Raw genomic sequence first — 23,958 nt, 5'->3', positions numbered from 1 at the left:
TTCAGCACTTTATTTTGTGCATGCCGGGGTCATAGAGCGGCTTTAACGAGGCTGCCGCGTCGTATTTCTCGTCTGCGATTTCGATCTGCCAATGCCCAGTTGCGACTATGTCCGCGGTCAACGGTTCGTCAATCTCGGCGAAACCAATGCCGACGGCAGCACCGAGCGTGTGCCCATACCCACCAACTTGAATATATCCGACTTCCTTGCCGTTTAGATAAATCATCTCATTGCCGTACATGAGAGGCTCTGGGTCTTTTAGCAGGAACTGCAACATCCGGTTGTTGGGCGTGCCTTTCGCCTTGATCGTGGCGAGTGCTTCCCTGCCGATGAAGCCACCGGGTTTGTCCAATTTGACGGCAAAACCAAGCCCGGCCTCAATTGGGTTGTCCGTGTTGTCCACGTCAATTCCGAAATCACGATAAGCCTTCTCTAGCCGTAGGGAGTTGAGAGTTTGCATTCCAGCATTGCGAACACCTAGATCTCGACCTGCTTCCATAATCAGATCGTAGGTCTGAATGGCCTGAGTGGCCGGTACGTGAAGTTCCCAGCCGAGTTCGCCAATAAACGTCACGCGATAGGCCATAACTACGGCGTACCCGATGTCGATTTCACGCGCCGTCATGAAGGGAAAACCTTCGTCCGACAAATCAGCTCCGGATATTCTGCTCAATAGTTCACGCGACTTTGGGCCGTGAACGTTGATTTGGCAGCGCCCTGCGGTGATGTCTGTAATAACAACGTTCTCGTTGTCCAGGATGTGCCGTCGCATGCGCATCTCGGTATGACCCGCCGAGTTTTCTCCCACGATGACCCAGTATTTCCGATCGGATAGCCGGGTAACCGTAAGGTCAGCCTCAAACCCACCCCGTTCATTTACCCAGGCCGTGTAGACGACGCGACCGGGTTCAACATCAACGTCATTGCAGGAAAGGCGAGAGAGGAGGGCGCAGGCATCCGGTCCTTCGACGCTGAAACACGCCATTGATGTCATGTCCATTACGATGACATCCTCGCGTGCTGCCCGGTGTTCTTCAGCGTGCCATTCAAACCAATTTTGGCGATGCCAACTGTATTTCTCGACTTTGGCCTCTTCGGGCGTCGGAGCAAACCAATCAGATTGTTCCCAACCATTTCCTTCGCCGAAAAAGGCTCCGGCCGCTTTGAGACGGTCATAGAGCATTGAACGCTTAACGTTCCTGGCCGTTTTGTAGTTCTCATTGTGGTAGTGCTGACCAAAGAGCTTTCCCAGCAACTCAGGTGTTCTGTCGCGTCGAAAGGCCGGTGTCGCCATTTCACGGGAAAAGCGATTGACGTTGATGCCGGTAACATCGATGGGCGGCAAGCCGTCCACCATCCAATGGGCCAAAACCATTCCCGTACCCGCGCCATTCAGGATGCCAAGTGAGTTCATCCCACATGCAACCCAGAGATTGCGCAGTTCAGCCGTCGGGCCAACAAGCGGCGCAAGATCAGGCGTAAAGCTCTCAGGGCCGCAGAATAGTTTTTTGACACCGTAGTTCATGGTGTCAGGCACGCGCGAATAGGCTTTCTCCAGGTCGGGCCCAACACGTTCCCAATCTGGTTCAATCTCTCCGAATTGCCATTCATCCGGGATACCATCGAGCTTCCAAGCCGCAGCGCCGGGCTCAAAAAGCCCTAACATCATCCCGCCGACTTCTTCACGGTAATAAGTGTAGGTGGAAGGGTCTTCGAGAACGGGTAGATCGCGAGGTAGGCCCGGGATACTTTCCGTTATCAGGTAGTAGTGTTCAGCCGCCTGTAGCGGTAGATTTACACCGTGTTTTGCACCAAGTTGGCGAGACCACATGCCTCCGCAGATCACAACGTTTTCGGCTGTTATAGTATGACCGTTCGCAGTGCGGACCCCGGTCGCAGTGCCGTTCCTGGCTAAAATCTCTTCAACCCGCACACCTTCAAAGAAACGTGCGCCTCTGTTTTTGGCTCCCTTGGTCAGAGACATTGTCACGTCCACCGGGTTGGCCCGACCGTCCTCCGGAATGAGGAACGCTCCAACGACGTCTGAGAGGTCCCCTATAGGGAACATATCCTGCGCTTCTTTTACTGAGACTTCGTGGTTGTTTATCCCAAAACGCCGCATGAAGGCTGCGACGCGACGCATCTCATGCAGGCGTTCTTCATTGGTTGCAATCTGCAGATATCCAACGTCGCGGAAGCCTGTGGATATACCGGTTTCCTTCTCTAGTTTCGCATAAAGGTCTCGACCGTGCGTGTAGATAGCGCACTCAGCTTCGGATTTGAGAAGGCCGGCTACTATCAGGCCGGCGGCATGCCAAGTGGTCCCTGATGTCAGTTGTCCCTGTTCCAGAACGACAACATCGGTATGGCCAAGCTTAGTCAAGTGATAGGCCGTGTTCGCGCCGATCGACCCCCCACCAATAATCACGGATTGGGCATGCGTCGGTAGGGTGTCAGCCATTGCGAGAAAATCCTTTTAGGCGTTCTTTTCTCCGAATACCAGCCAAATCACTTGCTGTCTACTGACTGAATGATCATTCAATTATAGCTGAATCTATGACCTGCGATTTCGCGATAAAGCTTGTCTGAGATGAGAGAAAAGGTTTCACTGCAGTGACTGACTGACAATCAGATGCGGGGGAATCCTATGTCAGACGAGATCCTATATGACCAACAGGCAATCAGCTTTCTGGAGGAGCTTTGGGGAGAGGGATTTCTTTCACCGGGAGGCCCTGAAGAAGTTGCGCGTGTTGTTAAAGGGATTGATCTGAAAGATAAGCATATCCTTGATATCGGATGCGGATCTGGGGCCATTGCAGTGTTGATGGCACGGGAGTTCGGCGCCGCTAGAGTTACGGGGATTGATGTAGAGGCCCCGGTTTGCGCGGCTGCGAAAGAGCGAGTTAGGCAGGCGGATCTGGAGGGAAAGGTCGAAATCATACAGGTCACTCCAGGTCCAATGCCATTCGAAGATGGTACTTTTAACGTAGTGTTTTCGAAGGACTCGATCATCCATATCCCCGACAAAGTAGCGATGGCTGCGGAAGCCTATCGTGTGCTCAAACCAGGCGGTCATTTCGCTGCTTCTGACTGGCTGACCAATCATGATGGTGAGTTGTCGCCGGAAATGGCGCACTACGTAAAGATGGAAGCCTTGGAGTTTCAGATGGCGTCGCCCTCTAAGTACCGCGCTGCTATGGAGCTGGCTGGCTTTGAAGACGTGGAGTTAGTCAACCGCAACGCTTGGTATGCTCAGGTATCAGCTGCTGAGCTGGAGGAATTGACCGGGCCAAACCGAGCCGGCTGGGAAGCTCGTCATGGTGCGGAGTTTATTGAACATCAAATCGAGATCTGGGACGCTATGCAGCCAGTGTTGAAAACCGGAGAGCATTGCCCGCATCACATCCGTGGTCGGAAACCTGCCTGATCTGACCGGAACTTTGAATGGGCGCGATGACCGTTATGCGCCGTAATCCTTGCTGACCCGCTCCATCCCGGCTTCCATAATGTCGAACATGTTGTCTATCTGCGACGGAGTTATGATCAGAGGGGGCGAGAACACGGCCATGTTTCCAAATGGGCGCAATAGCAATCCCATCTCCTCGCACGCATCGTCCAGTTTCTGCCCGAACTTAACATGCGCTTCGTAACTCTCGGCGTTCAGTCCAGGGCGGCATTCTATACATCCAAGAAGCCCGTCACCGCGCACATCTCCAACAATCGGAAATTTTTCCTTTATTTGATGTAAGCGTTCCTGGAACTGGGGTGTGACGCGTTGAACGTGTCCCAGAATATCCTCGCGCTCCATGATTTCGATGTTTTTGATTGCGGCCGCGCAACTCACCGGGTGCCCTGAATAGGTATAACCATTATAGAAAACATCATCGCCCGGTGCTTCGGAAATTCGTTTCATTACTGCGTCCGAGATTACGCAGGCGCCTAGCGGCAGATAGCCGGAGGTTAAACCTTTTGCGCATGTAATAATGTCAGGGACGATGCCAAAAACGTCTTCTGAGGCGAACCACTGGCCCAGCCTGCCAAAGCCGGTTACGACTTCATCCGAAATGTACAAAATGTCGTTTGCCCGGCAAATTTCGAGCGTGCGCTTGTGGTAACCCGGAGGCGGAACGATAACACCGCCGGAACACAGGATCGGTTCCGCGATAAAGGCGGCAACACGGTCAGCGCCTACCTCAGCAATCAGGCTCTCAAGGTCAGCAACTTTGGCGTCGCACCAGGCATCAACACTCATGCCTTCTGGCCGGTGGTAGGGATTCACGTCTGGAAGGAAACGCACCAGATCCTGAGCTTTCTCAAAGCTCGTTTCGAAACGTTCTTTTCCAGTGACAGTCGCAGCGAGAAAGGTAGATCCGTGGTAGCCTTTTTCCCGGCCGATCACGATCCTCTTCCCTGGTCGGCCAAGCCGTTTGTTCATGAAAAGTGCGGTCCGCAGTGCGGTGTCAACGGCCGTAGACCCACCGGTCGTGAAGTGCACCGTGTTCAGATCGCCTGGTGTACGTTCCGCGATCATTCGCGCCAAAACGGCCGCAGGTTCGGTCGTAAACGACCACGGCGACGCGTAGGGCATCTTCATAACCTGTTGGGAAATGGTATCGGCCATCTCTCGACGCCCGTACCCGATCTGTGTGCACCACATTCCGCCAGGGCCATCAATATATCGCTTCCCGGCAGCGTCCCAGAGGTAGATACCATCCGCTGTATTTACCCGCATGTACTCGTCGGACCCAAAGCCGTCGGTTCCGGCCCAAGGATGTAGGTGATGGTCGCGATCCCAAGCGACTAGGTCGCCGTCGGTTGGTGTATTGCCTAGGGTGTTCACGTCTGCTTCTCCTTTAGGTGCGGGCCGGTGGCGTAGCTCGTGCGCGGGGCGGTGCGAAAAAGGCTTTGGTGACAGGAGTGAGGCGCGCCATCCTGGTGAGCCATTTGCCTTCTTGCAGAGTGTAGATCTCGGCCTTTAGGCCAGATGACCGGCCAGCATCCGGCATACGGACATGGGCCAACGCGATGTTGCGTTTTGCGGTCGGCGACCAAATTCCGGATGTTATGTGCCCAACTTCTTTTTTGCGTCGATTGTAGATCAACGACCCTTCCGAGGGTTTGAATCCTTCGACATCGAAACGCATGAGGAGGCTTCTTGGTTTCTCTCGCTTGGACAGCAGCTCTCGCCGGCCATTGAAATGACCTTTGTTGAAGTCGACGAGCCGACCCAGACCAATTTCGAATGGTGTTTGGCCTCGATGCAACCGTTCGGTCGCATGAACCGGTTGAAAATCCACACCTGCGGTCAGAAAACCGGCTTCGATGCGGGCCAAGTTTACAGCTTCGTATCCAATGGCGCGCAGTCCCTGATGTGCGCCACCTTTCCAAATTCTGTCCCAAAGCGCTTCTGCCTTGTCCCAGTCGCACCAGAGCTCGTAACCTAAGTCACCGGTATAACCCGTCCGCGAGATCATGAGACTGTGGTCAATTTGAGCGAGATCGAACGGCTTCAGCTTGCTGACATCTAAACCAGCGGCTTCCAAAACCGCATAAGAGGTCGGCCCCTGCAGCGAAAGTCCAGCAACACTATGAGTTTCGTCGACGACTGAAACGTCAAAACCCCATGCAGCGTCGAGTAACCATGTCAGCATTTGTTCCTGACAACAAAGGCGCCAATCGTTGTCGCCAAGATGGAAAAGAGTCCCGTCATCGATGACCATACCCTCTTCATCACACCAGACCGCGTACCCCACGCGACCAACGCTGATTTTTCGGACGTCCCGTGTCACGAGGCGATTGAGCATCGCGGTCGCATCCGGCCCGGTCAATCGGTATTTATGCATTGGTGATATGTCGAAAAGGGATGCCTGATTTCGCAGCGCGAAGTACTCGAACTCGACGCTGTCCAGCAGACCCGGGGCAGCATAGCCGGCCCAATCGTACCAATTTTGTGCGCGATTTTGCTCTTCGAGTTTTTTGTGAAACGGCCCGGGTATCAAACCAAGTTTTGGATCGGTAAAGATGCTCATGGCTGAGCCTCCAGCGCCGCCAAGGCCGCATTGCGACCAGCGAGCCCCATGACATCGCCACCGGGATGCGTTGCTGCACCGCATTGGAACAGCCCTTTCGGCCCCATGGAGTATCTGGACATCCCGTTCGCGGGCCGAAGTGTCAGGAGCTGGTCCAAAGACATTTCTGCATGGTGCCAGTGCCCGCCGGGCGCGCCGGTTGCGCCTTGGATTTGATCCGGTGTTATGACCTGCTTACCTGCAATTTGATCACCCAAGCCGGGCAGTGCGCGGCTAAGAGTTTCGACTGTAATTTCCGCAAGCTGTTCCTTAGCAGTCTCAGTCCAGCCGCCTTCAAGGTCAGATGGCGCATATTGCACTATGGTTGATAGCCAGCTTGCTCCGTCGGCTGTCTGCATTTTGAAAGCTTCAATCACAGGTGCTTTGGACATTTGACCATACTTAGCCGGATTGAACGCAGCTTCGACGTATTCCACAGAAGGAGCACAGATCAGACGTTCGTTTACCAATTCGTCACTCAGGCTGGGCAGGGCGGAGCTATCCTTGAGCCTTAGATTGACCTTAGCCGTTGTTCCACGCGCCCGTATATTTCGCACTCGCCGCATCGTTTCGATGTCAAAGGCAGAGGGACCGGTCATTCGGCTTGTTAGTTTCGGGGCAAGGCTGCTGAGCACATTAGGCGCGGTAATGGTTCGTCCATCGGTGGTTTCCACTCCGGAGACGGCATCGTTGTCCAACAGAATGCGGGATACTTCAGTGTCCGGCATCAGCAGGCAACCTGCCTTTTGCGCAGCTTCCACCATCAAATCGGTTAACGCGCACATCCCGCCTGCTGGTTGAGTGATGGTCCCTCCGTGACCCAAACGATAGATCAGATTGAACACAGTGCCCGGAGATCTTGGACCGGTGGCTGTCCCCCAGATTGCATCAGCAGCAAGCATTCCAGCCACCGGTCCTTCCGACAGGTCATCTAGGATAATGTCGTGGACATTAGATAAGACGACCTGCAGGAAACGCCGCATTTCAGATTTGCCCAGCTTTTTCAGGCCTATGCCCAGTTTTGCCAGACGCAAAAACTCGTTGAGGGCACCCCGGGAAAGGATGGCCTTTTGCCCCCCGGGAGGTGGAGCCTCGGCGAGTTGGCGCAAAAGGTCTCCATACGTAATCAACTGGTGTGTCAGATCAGACCAGGCATCTGATTCCGGATGTTTCGTCCCGTCGCTCCAATACACGCCGTCGTTCTTGAAGACGATGTGCCGCCCATCCTGAGACAGAGAGACCGTGTAGACGGGTTTGCCGGACAGGACAGGGTGTTGAAGATCTATGCCGATGTCACCCAATGCCCGCGGGCTCAGGTTGTATAGCGAATGTGCAAGGGTCGGACCGCCGTCCACAGAATAAGACGCCATGCCGCCGAACCTGTCGGATTTCTCAATGATACAGACATTCTTGCCGCGTCGACCAAGGAGTGTTCCGGCGATCAGGCCGTTTACACCGCCGCCAATGACAATCGCATCAAATTGGTTCATGCGGCATACCCCTTCATTCGGCCATGCCGTGTTTCTTTCCTGAGAATAGCGCGGGCAGCGTTTGCGCCTGGGGCCCCCATAACCCCTCCGCCTGGATGGGCAGACGAACCGCACAGATAAAGCCCCTTGATAGGTAGACAGTACTGAGACCAACCCGGGACTGGCCGATTGAAGAAAAGCTGATCAAAAGTTAGTTCGCCTTGGAAAATGTTGCCCTCTGTCAAACCGACCTCGCGCTCAATTTCCAATGGTGAACGAACTTCCATATGAACAACGCGCTCGCGAATGTCGGGACACGCCACAGACATCTGGTCGAGTACAGTTTCTGCCAGCGCGTTGCGCTGTTTGTCGTCCCAATTCTCGGCAGATCTAACGCCGTCGACTTCCAGATCATAAGGCGCATATTGGACGAAAACCGTCATCATGTGGGCACCTGTCGGCGCCATAGTCGGATCAATCTGGCTTGGGATGAGCATGTCGATATAAGGCTTTTCCGACCAGCGCCCTACTTTCCAATCGTCATATGCCCTTTCAAGTTCAAAGAGGCTCTGCGACGCATGCAAATCACCCCTGAGGAAGCTGGTGTGATCGGGCGCTGCAGGGAAATTTGGAAAGCGATCAAGGGCTATGTTGAGTTTCGCCGAAGATCCGCGAATTTTGAAGTTCCGCACCGCCTTGGTGAAGTCATCCGGCAACTCGGCCGCGTCAATATGGTGCAGAACAGTGCGTTTGATATCCATATTTGAGGCAACGACAGGGGCATAAAAAATCTTGCCGTCCTCGAGAGCTACGCCTTCAACGCGTCCATCTTTGCTGAGGATTTTCTCAATCCCTGAACCTGTGTGAATCGTACCTCCGTGCTCTTTGAATGAGGCAGCAATCGCATTCGAAATCGCGCCCATCCCACCGCGCGCGAAACCCCAGGCGCCGATGCCGCCATCAATATCACCCATGTAGTGATGAAGAAGTACGTAGGCCGTTCCGGGCGAGTACACTCCGAGGCCGGTTCCGATTATACCTGAGCCTGCCAAATGGGCCTTGATCAGGTCGTTTTCGAAGTGTTCATCCAGGAAGTCACCAATGGACATTGTCCAGAATTTCAGCGTTTCACCGAGCTCCCGACTACCCAACCCATGTGCTTTTTTTACGAGGTATGCCAGTTCGCCGAGATCGCGCGGATGGAGAGAGGCGGGGTCCGGTGCGTCCCGAAGTAAAAACGGACGGATAAAACGGCATTGCCGCATAATGGCTTGCGAATAGCGGCGGTATGCGTCGGCATCTTTTTCAGAATGACGTGCCATCTCGCGCTTCAGTGCGTTGTGATCGGAATAGTAGGCGAAGTAATCCCCATCGCGCGTAAAGCTCGCGCCGCCTTCATAAGGAATAACCTGAAGTCCGTATTTTGGTAGCTCGAGGTCCCTGACAATCTCGCGCCGCAGAAGAGAGCATACGTATGAGCAGTTCGAGTATGTCCAACCCTCGTGTAGCGACCGGCTGACTGCCGCGCCACCGATCCAGTCGTTTTTTTCGACCACCAAAACACGCATGCCAGCGCGCGCCAAATAGGCGGCGGTAGTCAATCCGTTGTGACCAGCACCGGCCACAATCACGTCGTATCTGTTCTCAACCGTCAAATTTCTCCATCCCCTTCTCTCCCGTTTACAGATCGTCTGCGCGTTCGTAAAGTTTATTTGAGCGCTCAAATAAATTTCAAGCTATTGACGCATCTTTTTTGCGCGCTGTAGATGGCTGCATTCGTAGGAGGAGCGACAATTGGTCGAAGCTGAGCGGAAACGTCCTCGCAAAGAGAGGAAGGAGAACGCAGATCGTCGTCGCCGGCAGCTGCTGGACGCAGCTTGCCGCTCAATATTGACCCATGGATTGGCAAAAACGACGCTTGCAACAGTCGCGTCTGAGGCGGAGCTTTCTCAGGGTGTCGCAGCGTTTTACTTCAAGTCAAAGCTAGGTCTTCTGACCGAAACTCTGCGTGACCTGTACCAGCGTTACGAAGAGCACTGGACAGCTTCTTTAAAGCGAGCAGGGGACAAGCCCGCCGAAAGGATAAGGGCTTTGATAAAAGCTGACTTCCACCCTGATGCGTGTGGTCCGGATGTCTTGCCCCTTTGGTATGCATTTTGGGGCGAGCTTCGATTTCAACTGCAGTATGATGAAGTTGCCGAGCATTTTGAGACACGTCGAAGAGAGACCTTGAGATTGATCTGGAATGAACTGCTCTCAGCAGACGACGCTATTTCAGCAGATCAAATGGCTGAATGGATGGAGACATTGACGGATGGCTATTGGCAACGATTGCATCTCGCTCCGGAAGGCCTGAGCCGAAAGCAGGCGGAGCAAGCTGCCTGGGGATGCCTTGTTCGTTTGGTTCCAGAATTACTTGGAGATTCGGCTTAGTCAATTTCGACTGAAAGGCCCCACAATATGACGCGAGTGCGGATATCGCAGCGGCCTCGGCCATCCTGGGGCGCCATCTTAAAAGAGGCGCGTTACCTTGCGCGGCTTGCTTTTCCGATAGTCATTTCTCTTGCTGCTACTGCTTTGATTGGTGTCGTCGACACAGTGATGGTGGCCCCGTTGGGCACACTTCCTCTGGCGGCGGTCTCAATTACGGCCTCGGTGCTGATCATTTTCTATTCAGCGCTCTACGGCTTTGTGTCTGCAATTGGTGTGCGCATGGCAGAAGCTTTTGGGAAAACAAGTGACCAAGGGCTGGCAGCAGCAACAAACGCCGGGGTTTTTGTTTCCCTAGTCGTGGGGTCAGTTGGCGCTGTTGCAATGATCTGCCTTAAGCCTGCTCTCTCTTGGATTGGGCAGCCGCCTGAAGTGGTCAGTCTAATAGGCGGGTACTGGATCGCGATGAGCCTTCTTTTGGTGCCCTTTACGATTTTCTATACTCTGAAGGCTCTTTTTGACGCCATGAACCGTCCCTGGATTGGGGTTGGTCTTGCGTTTCTTGCGGTCGGTTTCAACATCCCTTCGAACTATGTTTTGATCCACGGAGTTGGTTTCTGGCCAGGTCTGGGTCTTGTTGGCGCCGGGATTGCAAGTCTGTTGTCTCAGATAATGCCGTTGATAATGGCGCTCGTGATCATACGAGTATGGAAAAGAAAGAGAGGCCTTCTGAGAGCCGCGAGTTTCGACAGGTCCGAGGTCAAAGCGCAGCTCAAAGAAGGTTTCATTATCTCCGTTGGCTATTTGGGGGAGGGGGCCGCTTACGCAGTTGCCGGCCTTATGCTTGGTTGGTTCAGCGCCGCCGCGCTCGCCGCCCATCAAATCGTTTCGGCAGTCAGCGACGTCATTTACATGGTGCCATTAGGCGTTTCGATTGCGATTTCTATACGCGTAGCTCAAGCAATTGGTGCCGATGAAAAAGACAGGCTCAAGCCGATTGTGTTGGCTTCGTTGTTGGTTGTTGTTGGTTGGATGACCGTGGTCGTCACTGGAATTTTGTTTGGACGTGCCCCTTTGGCAAATAGCCTGTCAGATGACCAAGAGGTCGTTTCTCTCGCGATATCGATGTTCCTTGTGATTGCAGCAATGCAGATTGCAGATGGTGTGCAAGGGACAATGCTAGGCGCATTTCGGGGCATGATGGACAATCATGTTCCTGTCGCCATTACCCTGATTGCCTATTGGGTCTTTGCTTTGCCGCTTGGATATGCGCTGGGCTTTTGGCTTGGACTGGGACCCAACGGCGTTTGGATCGGATACGGCTCAGGTCTCTCATTGGCCGCTATCGCGTTGACCTATCGCTTCTTCTCCCAAAACCGCTAGGCGGCGCTGTTTGCTGGCCTTCTAAAGGCCCAACTTGTCTAAGAGTTTCAAGCGTAGGATTTCTGCTTCGACCAGAGTCTCTTTCGCAAAGGAGAAAGGCAGTGGTCTGAGGGCGGTGACAGGAAATTCCAGCTCGTCTGATTTGGTTCCAGTCGCCCATTTGGCGAGGACGCGCCCCATTGCCGTAGCGATGGCGACGCCGCGCCCATTATATCCTAATCCTGTCATAACCCCCGGAGTGAGCTCATGCAGGTGTGGATAGTGATCTCTCGTCAATGCAACAAAGCCGCCCCACTCGTATTCCCACTGAACTCCAGATAATTGGGGGAAAAGTTCAACAGAAATGCGTTTCAACCGCTCAATTTGTTTGAGAGTGGAATTGTCGTTGTATGTGCCGCGTCCTCCCATCAGAAAGCGACCTTCCGCGTCTTGCCTAAAGTATAGAAGCAGGCGTCGTGCGTCTGACAAAGCGTTGCCTTCTGGCAGAATTGACTGGCGGACATTGTCGGAAAGGGGCGACGTGGCTACTTGAACCGAGCGAACGGGCAAAACTGATTTAGCCAACCGCGGATACAGATCTCCAGAATAGGCGTTCGTGCAGATCAGCACTTTTTCTGAGATGACAGCTCCTTTGGGAGTTTCAATCCGAAAGCGACCGGCCTCTGACAAAATCTGATTGGCGGGCGTTCCGCCGAAGATTTGCACGCCGTTGCGGCGACCAGCTTCGGCCAGCCCAAGTGCATAATTTAGCGGGTGCAAAACACCGCCGCGGCGATCCAGAACGCCGCCAAGGTAAGCTTCGGTCCCGGTCAGTCGCTGCATTTCGCTTTGATCAAGCCGCATCATGCCACCGCCGTGGTTGTCCCAATCCTCGGCTAGTTTGTGTAGTTCACTGAGTGTTTTGTGAGTATGCGCCGCGCGCAGCCAGCCTGGACGATTTGCGTCGCACTCAATCCCGTGCCGAGCGATTAAGTCGAACACAAGATTGGCGGCTTCACCGGCCATTCGGATCATTCTAGTCCCCCAGAGGTCACCAAATTTGGTTTTGATGCCCGTCGGTCCGTCCTTTAGGCCTACATTGATTTGACCGCCATTGCGTCCAGAAGCTCCCCAGCCCGGATGATGCGCATCGATGACAACAGGTTTGACGCCTTTCTCGGCCAGGTGAAGTGCTGCCGAAAGCCCGGTGAACCCGGCGCCAATTACGGTCACGTCAGAGTGCTGTTCGCCAACCAGTTGCGGACATTCTGATGAATAGCCTGCTGTTGCTGACCACAGGCTATTCGCAATGACTGGGTTTTCGTTTCGGATCATCTAGTGGCCTCGCGCTTGCCTTGTGGGGGGAACTGCGTAGGTTTGGCTCGTGATACTTGCCGGACAGTATGTGACGAATGCCAAGACTTTTGAACCAATTCGAATTGAAACCAACCGTCGAGCTCGATGCATTCGAGCAGGCGTGGAACGCGTTTGTCGAACACTTGATCAAGACGGACCTTGCCGCCGAAAGTACGCCTTTGTGCAGGCGCATCCCCGCAAGTGGTTACGATACCGACGAGCTGCGCAACCATACGCTTATGGCTGTTATAGAGTTCAGGGATCAATCGCAGGCAGACGCGGCTTGGGCCGCCATTGAAGGCCGCGTTGAGCCTTTGGGAGCTTTGCATCGCAGGGTTATCTCTTTGGTGCACGATCCGGTTTTCACTTTTTGGTCGGAACTCTAGATCTCAGATTGCGTACGTCCGGATGTTTCCACATCATTTTCCCTTTTCCATTGAATGATTGTTCAATCAATGGCATCTATGCATAGATGTCAATTGTCCACACGCTGAGTGAGAACGGCTGTTGGGGGCAGGCAAGACCGATGAAGTGCTTTAGTAGGTGGGATGCATTCGGGTGAGACAATCGCCAATCGAAAAGACAAACCCTGAGGGACGGCGGCGTACCGAGTCCAAGGAAGTGAGGCGTCAACAACTGATCGATGCGACAATCGACTCGATTGCCGAAAACGGAATTGGTGGAACGACCATGTCCACAGTGACCGAGATTGCCGGTTTGTCACTTGGCATCGTCAACTTTCACTTCAAAAGTAAGCAGAACTTGCTGGAAGAAACGTTGCTGTTTCTAGCAAAGGAACACCACGAACAGTGGTTGGAAGCCTTTGGCAATGCAGGACTGTCAGCGCCTGAAAAATTGTTGGCGATCGTCGATGCGCACTTTCACCCTCAGATTTGCACGCCAAAAAAGCTAGCTGTTTGGTTTGCGTTTTTTGGAGAGGCAGGACGGCGCGAAGTCTATCGCAGTCTGATCAATGACATCGATCAGGAGCGGTACGACGTAGCACTGAGACTGTGTTCAGAGATTGCTGAAGACGGTGGGTATGAAGACATGCCGCCAAGGCAAGTCGCCAATATTTTGGAAGCTCTTTACGACGGAATCTGGTTGGAACTTTTGACCTATCCCGAGAATTTTCAGCGTTCTGTCGCCCGGGATCACATCGCCGCCTTTCTTGCCAAGGTCTACCCGGATCACTTTCAAATGCACGCGTTCAACAACGGTGATTGAAGCAGAATGGCTCTCAGACCGGAAATTCCAGACAAGATCAGCCGGCGCATGGCGCAGCTAAATAAGGACAAATAAATGGACAGGGACTCTCGCTACGACATCCTTTTCGAACCAGTCCAAATCGGGCCAGTTACTGCGCCAAACCGGTTTTATCAGGTGCCACACTGTACAGGTATGGGTTGGCAATACCCACGTACGCTTGCTGCTATGCGTAAAGTGAAGGCGCAAGGAGGGTGGGGCGTCATATGCACTGAATACAACTCGATCCACCCATCATCCGACGACCTTCCGCATCCCTACGCGTCGCTTTGGGATGACAGTGATGTTCGGGCGCACGCACTGATGACGGACGCGGTGCACGAATACGGCAGCCTTGCAGGTGCTGAACTATGGTACGGAGGCGCCAACTCGAACAACTTGTTCTCCCGGTTGCCGAGCATGGATGTGGACAGCCGGCCAAACACAAAAGGGCATCCATTTCAGACCCGCGCCATGGACAAGCAGGACATCCGGGATCTACGCCGTTGGCATCGAAAGGCCGCTTTGAGGGCAAGAGACGCTGGATTTGACGTTGTCTATGTTTATGCAACGCACGGATACCTGATCTCGAATTTTTTGCATCCGCGCGTGAACACGCGCGGTGACGAATATGGTGGCAACTTAGAAAATAGGGTGCGTCTCACACGAGAATTGATTCAGGAAACCAAGGACGCCGTTGGCGACCGGTGCGCCGTGGCCGTTCGGTTCTCGGCTGACGAAGAGATCGGCGAGGATGGCCAGCCAATCTATGGTGAACGACGAGAGATGTTTGAGATGCTCTCTGACCTGCCGGATTTGTGGGATATCAACATCGCAGATTATTCGGTTGAGATGGGTGTCTCCCGTTTTACCAAAGAAGCAGCTCTTGAACCCTACATGCTTTGGGTCAAGTCGGTAACGGATAAGCCTGTCGTGACCGTTGGTCGCTTCACGTCACCGGATACCATGGTCTCGCAAGTCAGGCGGGGCGTAACCGATTTCATCGGGGCAGCGCGCCCGTCGATTTCTGATCCATACCTTCCAAAGAAGATTGAGGAAGGACGCTTGTCCGCGATCCGCGAGTGTATCGGATGCAATGTTTGTTACGCCAGTGACTCGATAGGGGTACCTATTAGATGCACTCAGAACCCAACAATGGGAGAGGAGTGGCGCAAAGGCTGGCACCCTGAAATCATTCGTAAGAAATCCTCAGATGCGCGCGTCTTGATTGTCGGGGCAGGCGCTGCTGGACTGGAAGCGGCACGGGCACTTGGCGTGCGTGGGTATGATGTCCAATTGGCGGAAGCTAATCGTGAGTTGGGTGGCAGGGTCTCGCGCGAAGCGGCTCTGCCTGGAATGAGCGAGTACATTCGCGTCAAAGATTATCGCGAGCAGCAATTGATGGAGATGCCCAACGTTGAAATCTACCGTGAAAGCCCGCTGACAGTTGACGATATCTTGGCCGTCGATGCTGACCACGTTGCGATTGCAACCGGCGCGACTTGGCGAAAGGAGTATTTTGACGAAGAACGTTTCGCCCCGGTCGCAAAAGGGTCAGCCTTAGGTCGTGTCTTTACTCCCGATGACATCATGGATGGGAAAATTCCCGATGGACCAACGCTCGTTTTTGATGGTGATGGCTACTACATGGCCAGTGTTATTGCTGAAAAAATCATAAAGCAGGGACATGCCGTCACGCTGGTCACACCGTCTGACAGTGTTTCTGACTGGGCAGGAAATACGTCCGAACGTTGGCGCATACGAACGCATTTGCTTCGCTTAGGGGTCGAGATCCTGCCGTCAAAGTCGCTTAAACAATTTGATGGCGAAATCGCAGAGTTGGAGTGCGCCTATGGCGGTCCAAATTTGAATGTTCCGGTTGGCAACATAGTGATGGTTACTGCTCGGAAGGCAAATGATGGTCTCTACAGGGGATTGCTGGGGAGGGTGAGTTCTGAGGACTTGCCGTTCAGCCTTCGTCGCATAGGAGATTGCGACGCGCCGGCGATTATTGCAGCAGCGGTTTATTCAGGTCATCGATACGCCCAGGAATTGGACGAAGCAGTGGATGAGGACATTCCACTTAGACATGATCGTCTGGATGTCGAGCAGCAGCCGATTTGACTTCGCTGGGCGATCTCGGTTGTACGCACTCAAGGGAAAGCAGGAGAAATCACCCATGCCGGAAGGCTTAATTATCCGTCCGCTTGAATTGAAAGACAACGAAGATTGGCGCCGCTTATGGGCGGCATATTTGGATTTCTACGAGACCTCTGTTTCAGAAGAAGTCTACGAGGTTTCGTTCAAGAGATTGTTGTCAACGGATGTAGGCGAATACAACTGTCTGATCGCTGAGTTGGACGGAAAACCGGTCGGATTGGCGCACTATCTTTACCATAGGTTCATGTGGTCGGTGGAGGATACGTGTTATTTGATGGATCTCTTCGCTGATCAGCAGGTTAGAGGAAAAGGTGTTGGTCGAGCTCTAATCGAAACTGTCTTCCAGATCGCCAAGCAGGACGGTGTTCCAACCACCTACTGGACAACTCAAGAATTTAACTATCCCGGTCGAGTTCTTTACGACAAAGTCGCTAAGAGAACGCCATTTATAGTTTATGAAAAAGATGAATAACTGGTAGCGACTTGCCAGAAAAACTCGCCTTAGCGCTGGTCTTGTCAGAAGAACTCTGCTTGAGCGGGGCAGGGTGCTCTCATAGCCTTCGCGCATGATTAAACAATCGCCATTGCAGTACTTCAAAACCAGTCCCGAGGTTTTCCGCTTGGCGGTGATGCTGTTTATCCGTTTCCCGCTCTCGCTTCGGAATGTCGAAGATCTGTTGCACGAGCGAGGCATCGACGTGAGCCACGAAACCGTCCGATACTGGTGGAACAGGTTTGGTCCAATGTTTGCAGCTGAGATCCGACGGAAGCGTGTTCAGTAACTGCGCGCCTTCTCCAAATGGAAGTGGCACGTTGACGAGGTTTTCGTGAAGGTGAATGGCAAGCGGCACTATCTTTGGCGGGCCGTTGATCACGAAGGCAAGGTACTGGAAGCCGTTGTCACCAAACGCCGAAACAAGCAGGCCGCGTTGAAATTCCTCAAGAAGTTAATGAAGCGACACGGCAAAGCGAAAACCGTCGTCATGGATCGTTTCGCCTCATACAGAGCCGCGCTCGGAGAACTGGGTGCACTGGAAAAACGACAGACGGGCAGGTGGCTCAACAACCGCGCTGAGAATTCGCAGCTGCCGTTTCGACGACGCGAACGCGCGATGCAGCGTTTCAGGCGCATGCGAATATTACAGAAATTCACCTCCGTCCACTCGTCTTTCTACAACCACTTCAATCAGGAAAGATCGCTGGCCAGCCGAGACACCTTCAAGCTGACACGCACCGCCGCTCTTGCCGAGTGGCGTCAACTTTGTTCTGGATAGGTTCGCGGTTTCCGCGGCAAACTGAGACTGGTTCGAATTCGTCTGACAGCACCGCACCGATGGCGAAGTCAGAGAAGCAGGCAGTGTCAGACGCCCAGTCCAATTCACAGGCTTGTTTCTAAAAGCAGCCGCCTCCGCGCGCCGGGGTTGTCCGGAAGTACCAACGCCGAATTTGCTGCGAAACGGCCCGTATAGGGACCACTGAACAAAACCCGCTGGTCTTGAAACGGCGCAAGGTTCAGGTTTCTTGCAAAACTGTGCCCCAATCCGGCGATCCGAAAACCGGGAGCCGCACTGGTTGGTTCCAACCAGCCTTCGACGGACAGTGATTTGAGCGGCCCCGCAGCGCCGGTAAAGCGGTCAAATTCAATTTTCTGCACGTCCATCGCGCCCTTCGTCGTGTCAAAGCGTCCAAGAACCGTCGCAAACCGCCCGCTTTGCCCCAGTGTGGTTGCCCCGCTGGAAAGCTGCACACCCGAGACATAGCCACTACCAACCGTTCCCGCCACCAAATCCAAAGGGCCCGGAGCCTTGGAAATGCGACTGGCAACAACAGTATCCCCGCGCCACAAACCAGAAACAGCCACTCGGTCCCCAATGCCAAACCCCGTGATCCGCGTTTCTACGAAAACAGCGACACCGTTGACCGTTAGCGTGCCCTCGCGGGTGTCAAGCGCGGTCACCACCCCGACAAGCGGGTAAGTCAGCTCGACTCGCCGCGCGATCACCTTGCCCGAGGCGAAACGCTCGGCCTCGACTGTCAGGCTGTCCCCCGCACGTAACTGATCAACGGACAATGGTCCAAATCGCGTCGCGACGCGGGTCTGTTCTTCCGTTTGAACGATCTGACCGGCCAGGATCAAACTACCAAAACCCACCAGAACACCAACAATCCCAGTGCCCCCAAGACCACCTTCTACATCGCGCTTTGTCGACTGCGCCCACCCTGCTCCCGGCAACAGAGTTGCACACAACCCGGAAGACATGAATGTTCTGCGATTGGGGCGACAACTGGTCATCGTAGTAAACTCACTCTTCTTCGTCTTCTCGATAAAAATAAATACCAAATCGAAAACGGTGTGTGGCCGACTTTTTTTCGTGGTCGACCTGTTGATATGCGGCGGCCTCTTGCGCCACTTTGCGCAGCGCCTCTGCACCGGTCTTGCGGGCCTCAGCCTCGAGCGCGTCCAATGATGTTTCTGCAAGGCAGTTGAAGAATGCGGCCCTTTCGAAATGAGGCGGGATCTCAGCCAAAAGGTTATCGACCGCGGCCTCCATATGATCACCAAGGTTACGGGCGAAAAAATCGAGCTTCTGATCCAGATCTTCGGGGCCGAAAACGGCCTTGGGATTAAGCGTAAGGAAAGCGTCGTCATCGTTTACAAGACCCTGACGCTGAAGTTCGTCTAGGATAGTTCTGGGGCGAATGTCGCGGTTGGTTTGGGCGGCCAGCTGATCAAACTCGGCCCGAGTCATCGGCCTTGGAAGGCCCGATTCATCCGTGAGTTTCGGATCGGTCATCCAGCGTCCAACAACAGTCGCCAAAGTAGAAACGCGCCGCTGAACCGGTTTGATGTCGGACGTATCATGGGCCCGCATCGCCTTGACGTCGCGACGATGAACACCTGTAATGACGCTGACCCGACTGTCCGTTGCCTCGAGGCCCAGCTCTTCTAACGCAATGTCCACATAGCTTTGTTTTACAAAGCGATAGAGCTGTGGTGCGGTCATCCCCTGCGCAATCAGCGCACGCGTCAAAGGGCGCAATAGCGCCTTGATCGCATGTTCGAACAGAACCGACTTGGTAAGAGAATGCTTGCCACTCATGATGAAACACTATGGCTTCGTGTGAAAAAATTCCACGCCTCCCCTTGTCATTTTTCAGCATCGCGACATTTCGTCCGTCAACTGTGTGAAAATTACACACGCAATTTGGACACACCCGGAGGAACACGTGATGGCGACTTACAAATTTACCGCTTTTGAGAATGCAGACTTTTTTGGGTCAGGACGCATCGAACTGAACGCGGAATTCACGTTGCCACTCAGCCCGACGGTGGAAGTTTCGGTCTCGGACAATGACGAGAACCTTTCAGGCGATGCGAGGTTCAATGAATTCGGGGATGACTTGTCTGGGCAAACCGCAACGCTGACCAGAGCCGATAGCGACGAGACCGTCGGTTACAACGGCCGGATCTACGCCGAGAACGTGTGGGAGCTTTCGGGCGACGATGGTGAGATCTACAAGCTGGTGGAAGTCGAACAACCCGGATTTTTACCTGACAATTTCACCTTTCTCGGCAACGTTCCTCCTGCAGGCACATCTTTGACGGTTGTCAACGCGTCGAATGTCAAAGGGGCCGGTTTGGCGTATGAGGATCTTGGTGCAGGCGATATTCCCCCCAACATCGTGGACATCGCGGCCGGGTCGGATGACTTCAACATCCTTGTGATGGCGCTGCAAACGGCCGGTCTGGACGGTCTCGTGCGGGACGCCGACGATATAACCGTCTTTGCTCCGACCGATGCGGCCTTCACGCAACTGGCCGTCGATCTGGGCTTTGACGGAGACACAGCCGACGAAGGCGCTGTCTTCGGCTTCATCGCCGGCGCGCTGACCGATCTTGCCCCGGACGGAGACCCGATCCCGCTGTTGCAGAACATCCTGTCATACCACGTCTCTCCCGGTGCCAAAACGGCGGCCGAGGTCGATGCGGCGGATCAGGTCACGACCCTGCTGGACGGTGCGACTTTCGGCTCGGAAGGTACTGAGCTGGTCGACAATGAACCCGATATCGACAACCCCAACATCGTCGGACCGGACATCGCGGCCTCGAACGGCACCATTCAGGTCATCGACCGCGTCCTGCTGCCCATCGACATCCCGGGCAATGAGCCCAACATCGTGGACATCGCGGCCGGTTCGGATGACTTCAACATTCTTGTGATGGCCCTGCAAACGGCCGGTCTGGACGGTCTCGTGCGGGATGCCGACGACATCACCGTCTTTGCTCCGACCGATGCGGCCTTCACGCAACTGGCCGTCGATCTGGGCTTTGACGGAGACACAGCCGACGAAGGCGCTGTCTTCGGCTTCATCGCCGGCGCACTGACCGATCTTGCCCCGGACGGAGACCCGATCCCGCTGTTGCAGAACATCCTGTCCTACCACGTGTCTCCCGGTGCCAAAACGGCGGCTGAGGTCGATGCGGCGGATCAAGTCACGACCCTGCTGGACGGCGCGACTTTCGGCTCGGAAGGTACTGAGCTGGTCGACAATGAACCCGATATCGACAACCCCAACATCGTTGGACCGGACATCGCGGCCTCGAACGGCACCATTCAGGTCATCGACCGCGTCCTGCTGCCCATCGACATCCCGGGCAATGAGCCTGTCGAGCCCACCGATCCGACCCTTGCTGGAATCGTTGCGGCAAGTGGCGGTGTCTTCGACGACGATGCGACAGATTTCGACATCCTGTTCAATGCGGTTCAGGCTGCAGGCCTGGTCGAAGCTCTTGACGATCCTGATGCCAGCCTCACTGTTTTCGCTCCGAACGATGCCGCCTTCGTCGCGCTAAGTCAGGCGTTGGGCTTTGAGGGAGGGGATGAAGCAGGCGCGTTCGACTACCTGGTAGAAGCTCTTGCACTTCTGAACGGAGGCGATCCCATCGGACTCTTGCAGAGTGTTCTGCAATACCACGTGGCCCCCGGCGAATTGGGCTCAGATGAGGTGCTGAACGCAACCTCGATCCAGACCTTGCTGGATGGCGCCACGCTTGGCGTCGATGGCACGACGCTGGTGGATGCGGATCCCGACATCGCGGATCCGAATCTGATCGCGACGGACGTTCCGGCTAGCAACGGTGTTGCACATGTGCTGGACGGAGTTCTTCTACCTGCAGACTTGCTGCAATCCGACGGCTCAAATGACGTTGATTTCGTGATCAAAGGCGATCAGTCAGACTACGTTCGGACCGGACGTGACAATGATTTCGTCGACGGAAATGGAGGAAATGACAAGATCCTGCTGGGCCGCGGTGACGATGTCGGCTTTGGGGGTCTTGGGAAAGACAAGGTCTTTGGAGGGCGCGGCGATGACAGCCTCTACGGCGACGAGGGAGCCGACTACCTAAGCGGCGGCAGGGGCGATGACATGATCACCGGCGGGGCCGACAATGACCTGTTGGCTGGCGGTCTTGGAGCAGACACGTTCATCTTCAACTTGGGCGATGGGCATGACAAAATTCTCAGGTTCCAGCAAGGACAGGACACAATCGATCTGTCCGGTGCCGGGATATCGGGCTTCGACGAACTATCCGATATGATCGAAACATCCCTGTTCGGTGCTACAATTCACCTTGGCGAAGAACAGAGCATCTACGTGCAGGCCTTTAACCTAGATCTGGATGAAACCGACTTCATTTTCGCCCCAAGCGCGTACGACACAATCGCGTAAGGTCCCAAAAGAACTGAAGAAGTGTCCGCTTGGATCCAAGCGGACACTTTTTTGTCTGATCAGCAAACTTCGGGTGGTTTTTTGTACCACGCGCGACCACATAAACTTGCCAAAGGTTCAGGGTGCGGGTGGTCAGCCAACCGTTTTGAGCGCTGTCATCATCCTGCTGCGGCACGCTCGTATTTAAGATGATCGTGTTAGAAGAACTTTGCTTAAGCGGGGCAGGGTGCTCTCGTAGCCTTCGCGCATGATTAAACAATCGCCATTCAAGTACTTCAAAATCAGTCCCGAGATCATCCGCTTTGCTGTGAAGCTGTACATCTGTTTCCCGCTCTCGCTACGTAGTGTCGAAGATCTGCTGCATGAGCGAGGCATCGACGTGAGTCACGAAACTGTCCGCTATTGGTGGAACAGGTTTGGCCCGATGTTTGCTGTCGAGATCAGACGGAAGCGTGTTCAGCAGCTGCGCGCATTCTCCAAATGGAAGTGGCACGCGGACGAGGTTTTTGTGAAGGTGAATGGCAAGAGACACTACCTCTGGCTGGCCGTTGATCATGAGAGCGAAGTGCTGGAAGCAATCGTTGCCAAACGTCGAAACAAGCAAGCGGCATTGAAATTCCTCAGGAAATTGATTAACGCCATGGTTGTGTCGATGGGATCGTGACCGACCGTTTTGCATCCTACAAAGCAGCGCTCAGAGAAATGGGCGCGCTCGAAAAACAACAGACGGGCAGGAGGCTCAACAACCGCGTCGAGAATTCGTACCCTCCTTTTCGACGACGCGAACGCGCGATGCATCGTTCCAGGCGCTTGCGAAGTTTACAGAAATTCGCGTCTGTCCATTCCTCCGCCTACAATCACTTCAACCAGGAACGATCGCTCACCAGCCGGGACACCTTCAAGCCGACACGCACTGCCGCTCTTGCCGAGTGGCGTCAAAATTGTTCCGGATAGGTTCGCGGTTTCCGCGGCACACTGAGACTGGTTCGAGTTTGTCGGACGAAACCCACGCGAGGTTTCAGACCCGTTTGAGGAGTTCCCGATTAAACCTAGCACCAGCCATCCGACCGATGCCGTTGGGCGTCTGTTTCGAGCCCAAAGCAGTCAACTGCATTAAACATGGCCATCTAGTTGGTTAACAGTTTTTAGCTTCCTTGTTGGTAATTGCTTGCGATCATAATTTTAGCGAGAGGTCGCCTTTGTATTTCCTATTTGATTTTAGGAGGCAAAATACCGGAAAAACTGCGCACAAGATCTCTTCTCGGCCTAAGTTTCACCGGCTTCCTCAAGCCTATCCAAAAACTTGTAATCTGTTGGCGGATCGTCGCAAATACCCGGTCCACACTCCAGTAGGGCTGAGCCTACGTTGGCAGTTGCCAAAACTAAGATCAACATGAACGCGGTTTTGGCCAACTTGCTTCCACCGAACCGTTCCGATGCCCTAACGTCCGCAGCAAGATCATATTGCTTTTCAAAGACAAGCATCACTGCGGTCCCGAGTATTATCAATCCGAAGGCTATGCCGGCCCAAGTGTAAAAATGCAGACCGAGAACCGGAGACCCATAGTGCCCGGTGCCGGGCACTATGTGTAGTAGGATTTGGCGGATCGAAACGCTGATGCCAAATATTGCTGCCACAAGGACGATTCCGTAGTTTCTTGCACGCGTGCCCCACAAGAGATTCAGCCCGAGCCCAAACCCCACGGCCACGAAACCGACACGCTGCAATAGACATAGCGGACAGGGTAGTTCGTAGAGAACAAGCTGAAAATAGAATGCAAGAACCAACACTAGGGAGACAGCCAGGGCACCAAGCGCGTTCATGTTTCGAGCGAATTCAGGTGACATGGAACGATCTCACAGTTGGATTGAAAGCGGCGTTGTTGCATGAAATTTAAGCCAATAAACGCTCGCCAAAAGCGTGACAACGAAGAGGGCGTATGAAAGTCGGACGAGATTATAGTAAGCAAGCCCCAAGGCGCATGTGAACAACGCAAATAGTAGTGCAATCATATTGATCCCTTTGATTTTTAGCCTTGCCGAGACTGGCAGGTACTTAGGACACTGTTTCCTTTTCGAAAATCGGCCTAAGCACCATATCAAGTCTCGAATGATCTTCCGCATTGTTTGCTATA

General features: G+C 54.0%; 18 protein-coding genes and 2 pseudogenes. 10 read left to right on the top strand and 10 right to left on the bottom strand.

The features are described 5' to 3' along the window. Position 1: 1 nt before the first annotated feature. Complete coding sequence (locus ACRZ95_RS05940) at positions 2–2,461, bottom strand: GcvT family protein (protein WP_170681668.1); 2,460 nt, start codon at positions 2,459–2,461, stop codon at positions 2–4. A 186-nt stretch (positions 2,462–2,647) separates the two neighbouring features. Here ACRZ95_RS05940 and ACRZ95_RS05935 point away from each other — a divergent pair, with 186 nt between their 5' ends. Beyond that, a complete protein-coding gene (locus ACRZ95_RS05935) occupies positions 2,648–3,427 on the top strand; it encodes a class I SAM-dependent methyltransferase (RefSeq protein ID WP_170681670.1) in 780 nt (259 codons plus the stop codon). A gap of 33 nt (positions 3,428–3,460) precedes the next feature. Here the strand turns inward: ACRZ95_RS05935 and ACRZ95_RS05930 are convergent, their stop codons facing one another. Genes ACRZ95_RS05930 through ACRZ95_RS05915 form a run of 4 tightly spaced genes read right to left on the bottom strand, consistent with a single transcriptional unit; the run spans position 3,461 to position 9,192 of the window. Beyond that, a complete protein-coding gene (locus ACRZ95_RS05930) occupies positions 3,461–4,840 on the bottom strand; it encodes an aminotransferase (RefSeq protein WP_170681672.1) in 1,380 nt (459 codons plus the stop codon). 13 nt (positions 4,841–4,853) lie between these two features. Beyond that, entirely contained in the window at positions 4,854–6,029 is a 1,176-nt protein-coding gene (locus tag ACRZ95_RS05925) for an aminomethyl transferase family protein (protein WP_170681674.1), read from the bottom strand. After that, positions 6,026–7,558 carry a phytoene desaturase family protein gene (locus ACRZ95_RS05920; RefSeq protein ID WP_170681676.1) on the bottom strand — a complete coding sequence of 511 codons (1,533 nt, stop codon included), beginning with the start codon at positions 7,556–7,558 and terminating at the stop codon, positions 6,026–6,028. Before ACRZ95_RS05920 ends, ACRZ95_RS05925 begins: the two co-directional genes overlap by 4 nt. Further along, entirely contained in the window at positions 7,555–9,192 is a 1,638-nt protein-coding gene (locus ACRZ95_RS05915; protein ID WP_170681678.1) for a phytoene desaturase family protein, read from the bottom strand. Before ACRZ95_RS05915 ends, ACRZ95_RS05920 begins: the two co-directional genes overlap by 4 nt. Positions 9,193–9,331: 139 nt before the next feature. On the opposite strand from ACRZ95_RS05915, the gene ACRZ95_RS05910 reads away from it, so the two are divergent. Further along, complete coding sequence (locus ACRZ95_RS05910) at positions 9,332–9,970, top strand: TetR family transcriptional regulator C-terminal domain-containing protein (protein ID WP_170681680.1); 639 nt, start codon at positions 9,332–9,334, stop codon at positions 9,968–9,970. A 27-nt stretch (positions 9,971–9,997) separates the two neighbouring features. Further along, on the top strand, positions 9,998–11,350 hold the full coding sequence (locus ACRZ95_RS05905; protein WP_170681682.1) for an MATE family efflux transporter: 1,353 nt from the start codon (positions 9,998–10,000) through the stop codon (positions 11,348–11,350). Between the two features lie 21 nt (positions 11,351–11,371). Here ACRZ95_RS05905 and ACRZ95_RS05900 read toward each other — a convergent pair whose 3' ends face one another. Beyond that, positions 11,372–12,664, bottom strand: coding sequence for an NAD(P)/FAD-dependent oxidoreductase (locus ACRZ95_RS05900; protein ID WP_170681684.1), 1,293 nt, complete (start codon positions 12,662–12,664; stop codon positions 11,372–11,374). 77 nt (positions 12,665–12,741) lie between these two features. Here ACRZ95_RS05900 and ACRZ95_RS05895 point away from each other — a divergent pair, with 77 nt between their 5' ends. From ACRZ95_RS05895 to ACRZ95_RS05875, 5 genes and pseudogenes are all read left to right on the top strand, one after another. After that, positions 12,742–13,071, top strand: coding sequence for a DUF6614 family protein (locus ACRZ95_RS05895; RefSeq protein WP_170658917.1), 330 nt, complete (start codon positions 12,742–12,744; stop codon positions 13,069–13,071). A 157-nt stretch (positions 13,072–13,228) separates the two neighbouring features. Then, on the top strand, positions 13,229–13,912 hold the full coding sequence (locus ACRZ95_RS05890) for a TetR/AcrR family transcriptional regulator (protein WP_170425507.1): 684 nt from the start codon (positions 13,229–13,231) through the stop codon (positions 13,910–13,912). A gap of 75 nt (positions 13,913–13,987) precedes the next feature. Continuing rightward, positions 13,988–16,054, top strand: coding sequence for an oxidoreductase (locus tag ACRZ95_RS05885; protein WP_170681688.1), 2,067 nt, complete (start codon positions 13,988–13,990; stop codon positions 16,052–16,054). Beyond that, complete coding sequence (locus ACRZ95_RS05880) at positions 16,020–16,562, top strand: N-acetyltransferase family protein (RefSeq protein WP_480554653.1); 543 nt, start codon at positions 16,020–16,022, stop codon at positions 16,560–16,562. The genes ACRZ95_RS05885 and ACRZ95_RS05880 overlap by 35 nt, the downstream gene beginning before the upstream one ends. 94 nt (positions 16,563–16,656) lie before the next feature. Continuing rightward, a pseudogene (locus ACRZ95_RS05875) lies at positions 16,657–17,364 on the top strand (IS6 family transposase). 104 nt (positions 17,365–17,468) lie between these two features. Here ACRZ95_RS05875 and ACRZ95_RS05870 read toward each other — a convergent pair. Then, a complete protein-coding gene (locus ACRZ95_RS05870; protein WP_170681690.1) occupies positions 17,469–18,350 on the bottom strand; it encodes a DUF5666 domain-containing protein in 882 nt (293 codons plus the stop codon). Between the two features lie 43 nt (positions 18,351–18,393). After that, on the bottom strand, positions 18,394–19,191 hold the full coding sequence (locus tag ACRZ95_RS05865) for a DUF6502 family protein (protein WP_480554651.1): 798 nt from the start codon (positions 19,189–19,191) through the stop codon (positions 18,394–18,396). A 130-nt stretch (positions 19,192–19,321) separates the two neighbouring features. On the opposite strand from ACRZ95_RS05865, the gene ACRZ95_RS05860 reads away from it, so the two are divergent. Together ACRZ95_RS05860 and ACRZ95_RS05855 are read left to right on the top strand one after the other, a co-directional pair. Further along, on the top strand, positions 19,322–21,823 hold the full coding sequence (locus ACRZ95_RS05860) for a fasciclin domain-containing protein (RefSeq protein ID WP_480554649.1): 2,502 nt from the start codon (positions 19,322–19,324) through the stop codon (positions 21,821–21,823). A 247-nt stretch (positions 21,824–22,070) separates the two neighbouring features. Then, positions 22,071–22,777: pseudogene (locus ACRZ95_RS05855) on the top strand (IS6 family transposase). A gap of 312 nt (positions 22,778–23,089) precedes the next feature. Here the strand turns inward: ACRZ95_RS05855 and ACRZ95_RS05850 are convergent. After that, positions 23,090–23,671 carry a disulfide bond formation protein B gene (locus tag ACRZ95_RS05850; RefSeq protein WP_170681696.1) on the bottom strand — a complete coding sequence of 194 codons (582 nt, stop codon included), beginning with the start codon at positions 23,669–23,671 and terminating at the stop codon, positions 23,090–23,092. A 9-nt stretch (positions 23,672–23,680) separates the two neighbouring features. Continuing rightward, entirely contained in the window at positions 23,681–23,836 is a 156-nt protein-coding gene (locus tag ACRZ95_RS05845) for a DUF5993 family protein (protein WP_480554647.1), read from the bottom strand. Between the last annotated feature and the right edge of the window lie 122 nt (positions 23,837–23,958).

It is taken from the genome of Ruegeria sp. AI3, assembly GCF_056541245.1.
The sequence above is the reverse complement of the archived record's forward strand: the minus strand, read 5'-3'. Positions and strand labels throughout refer to the sequence as shown.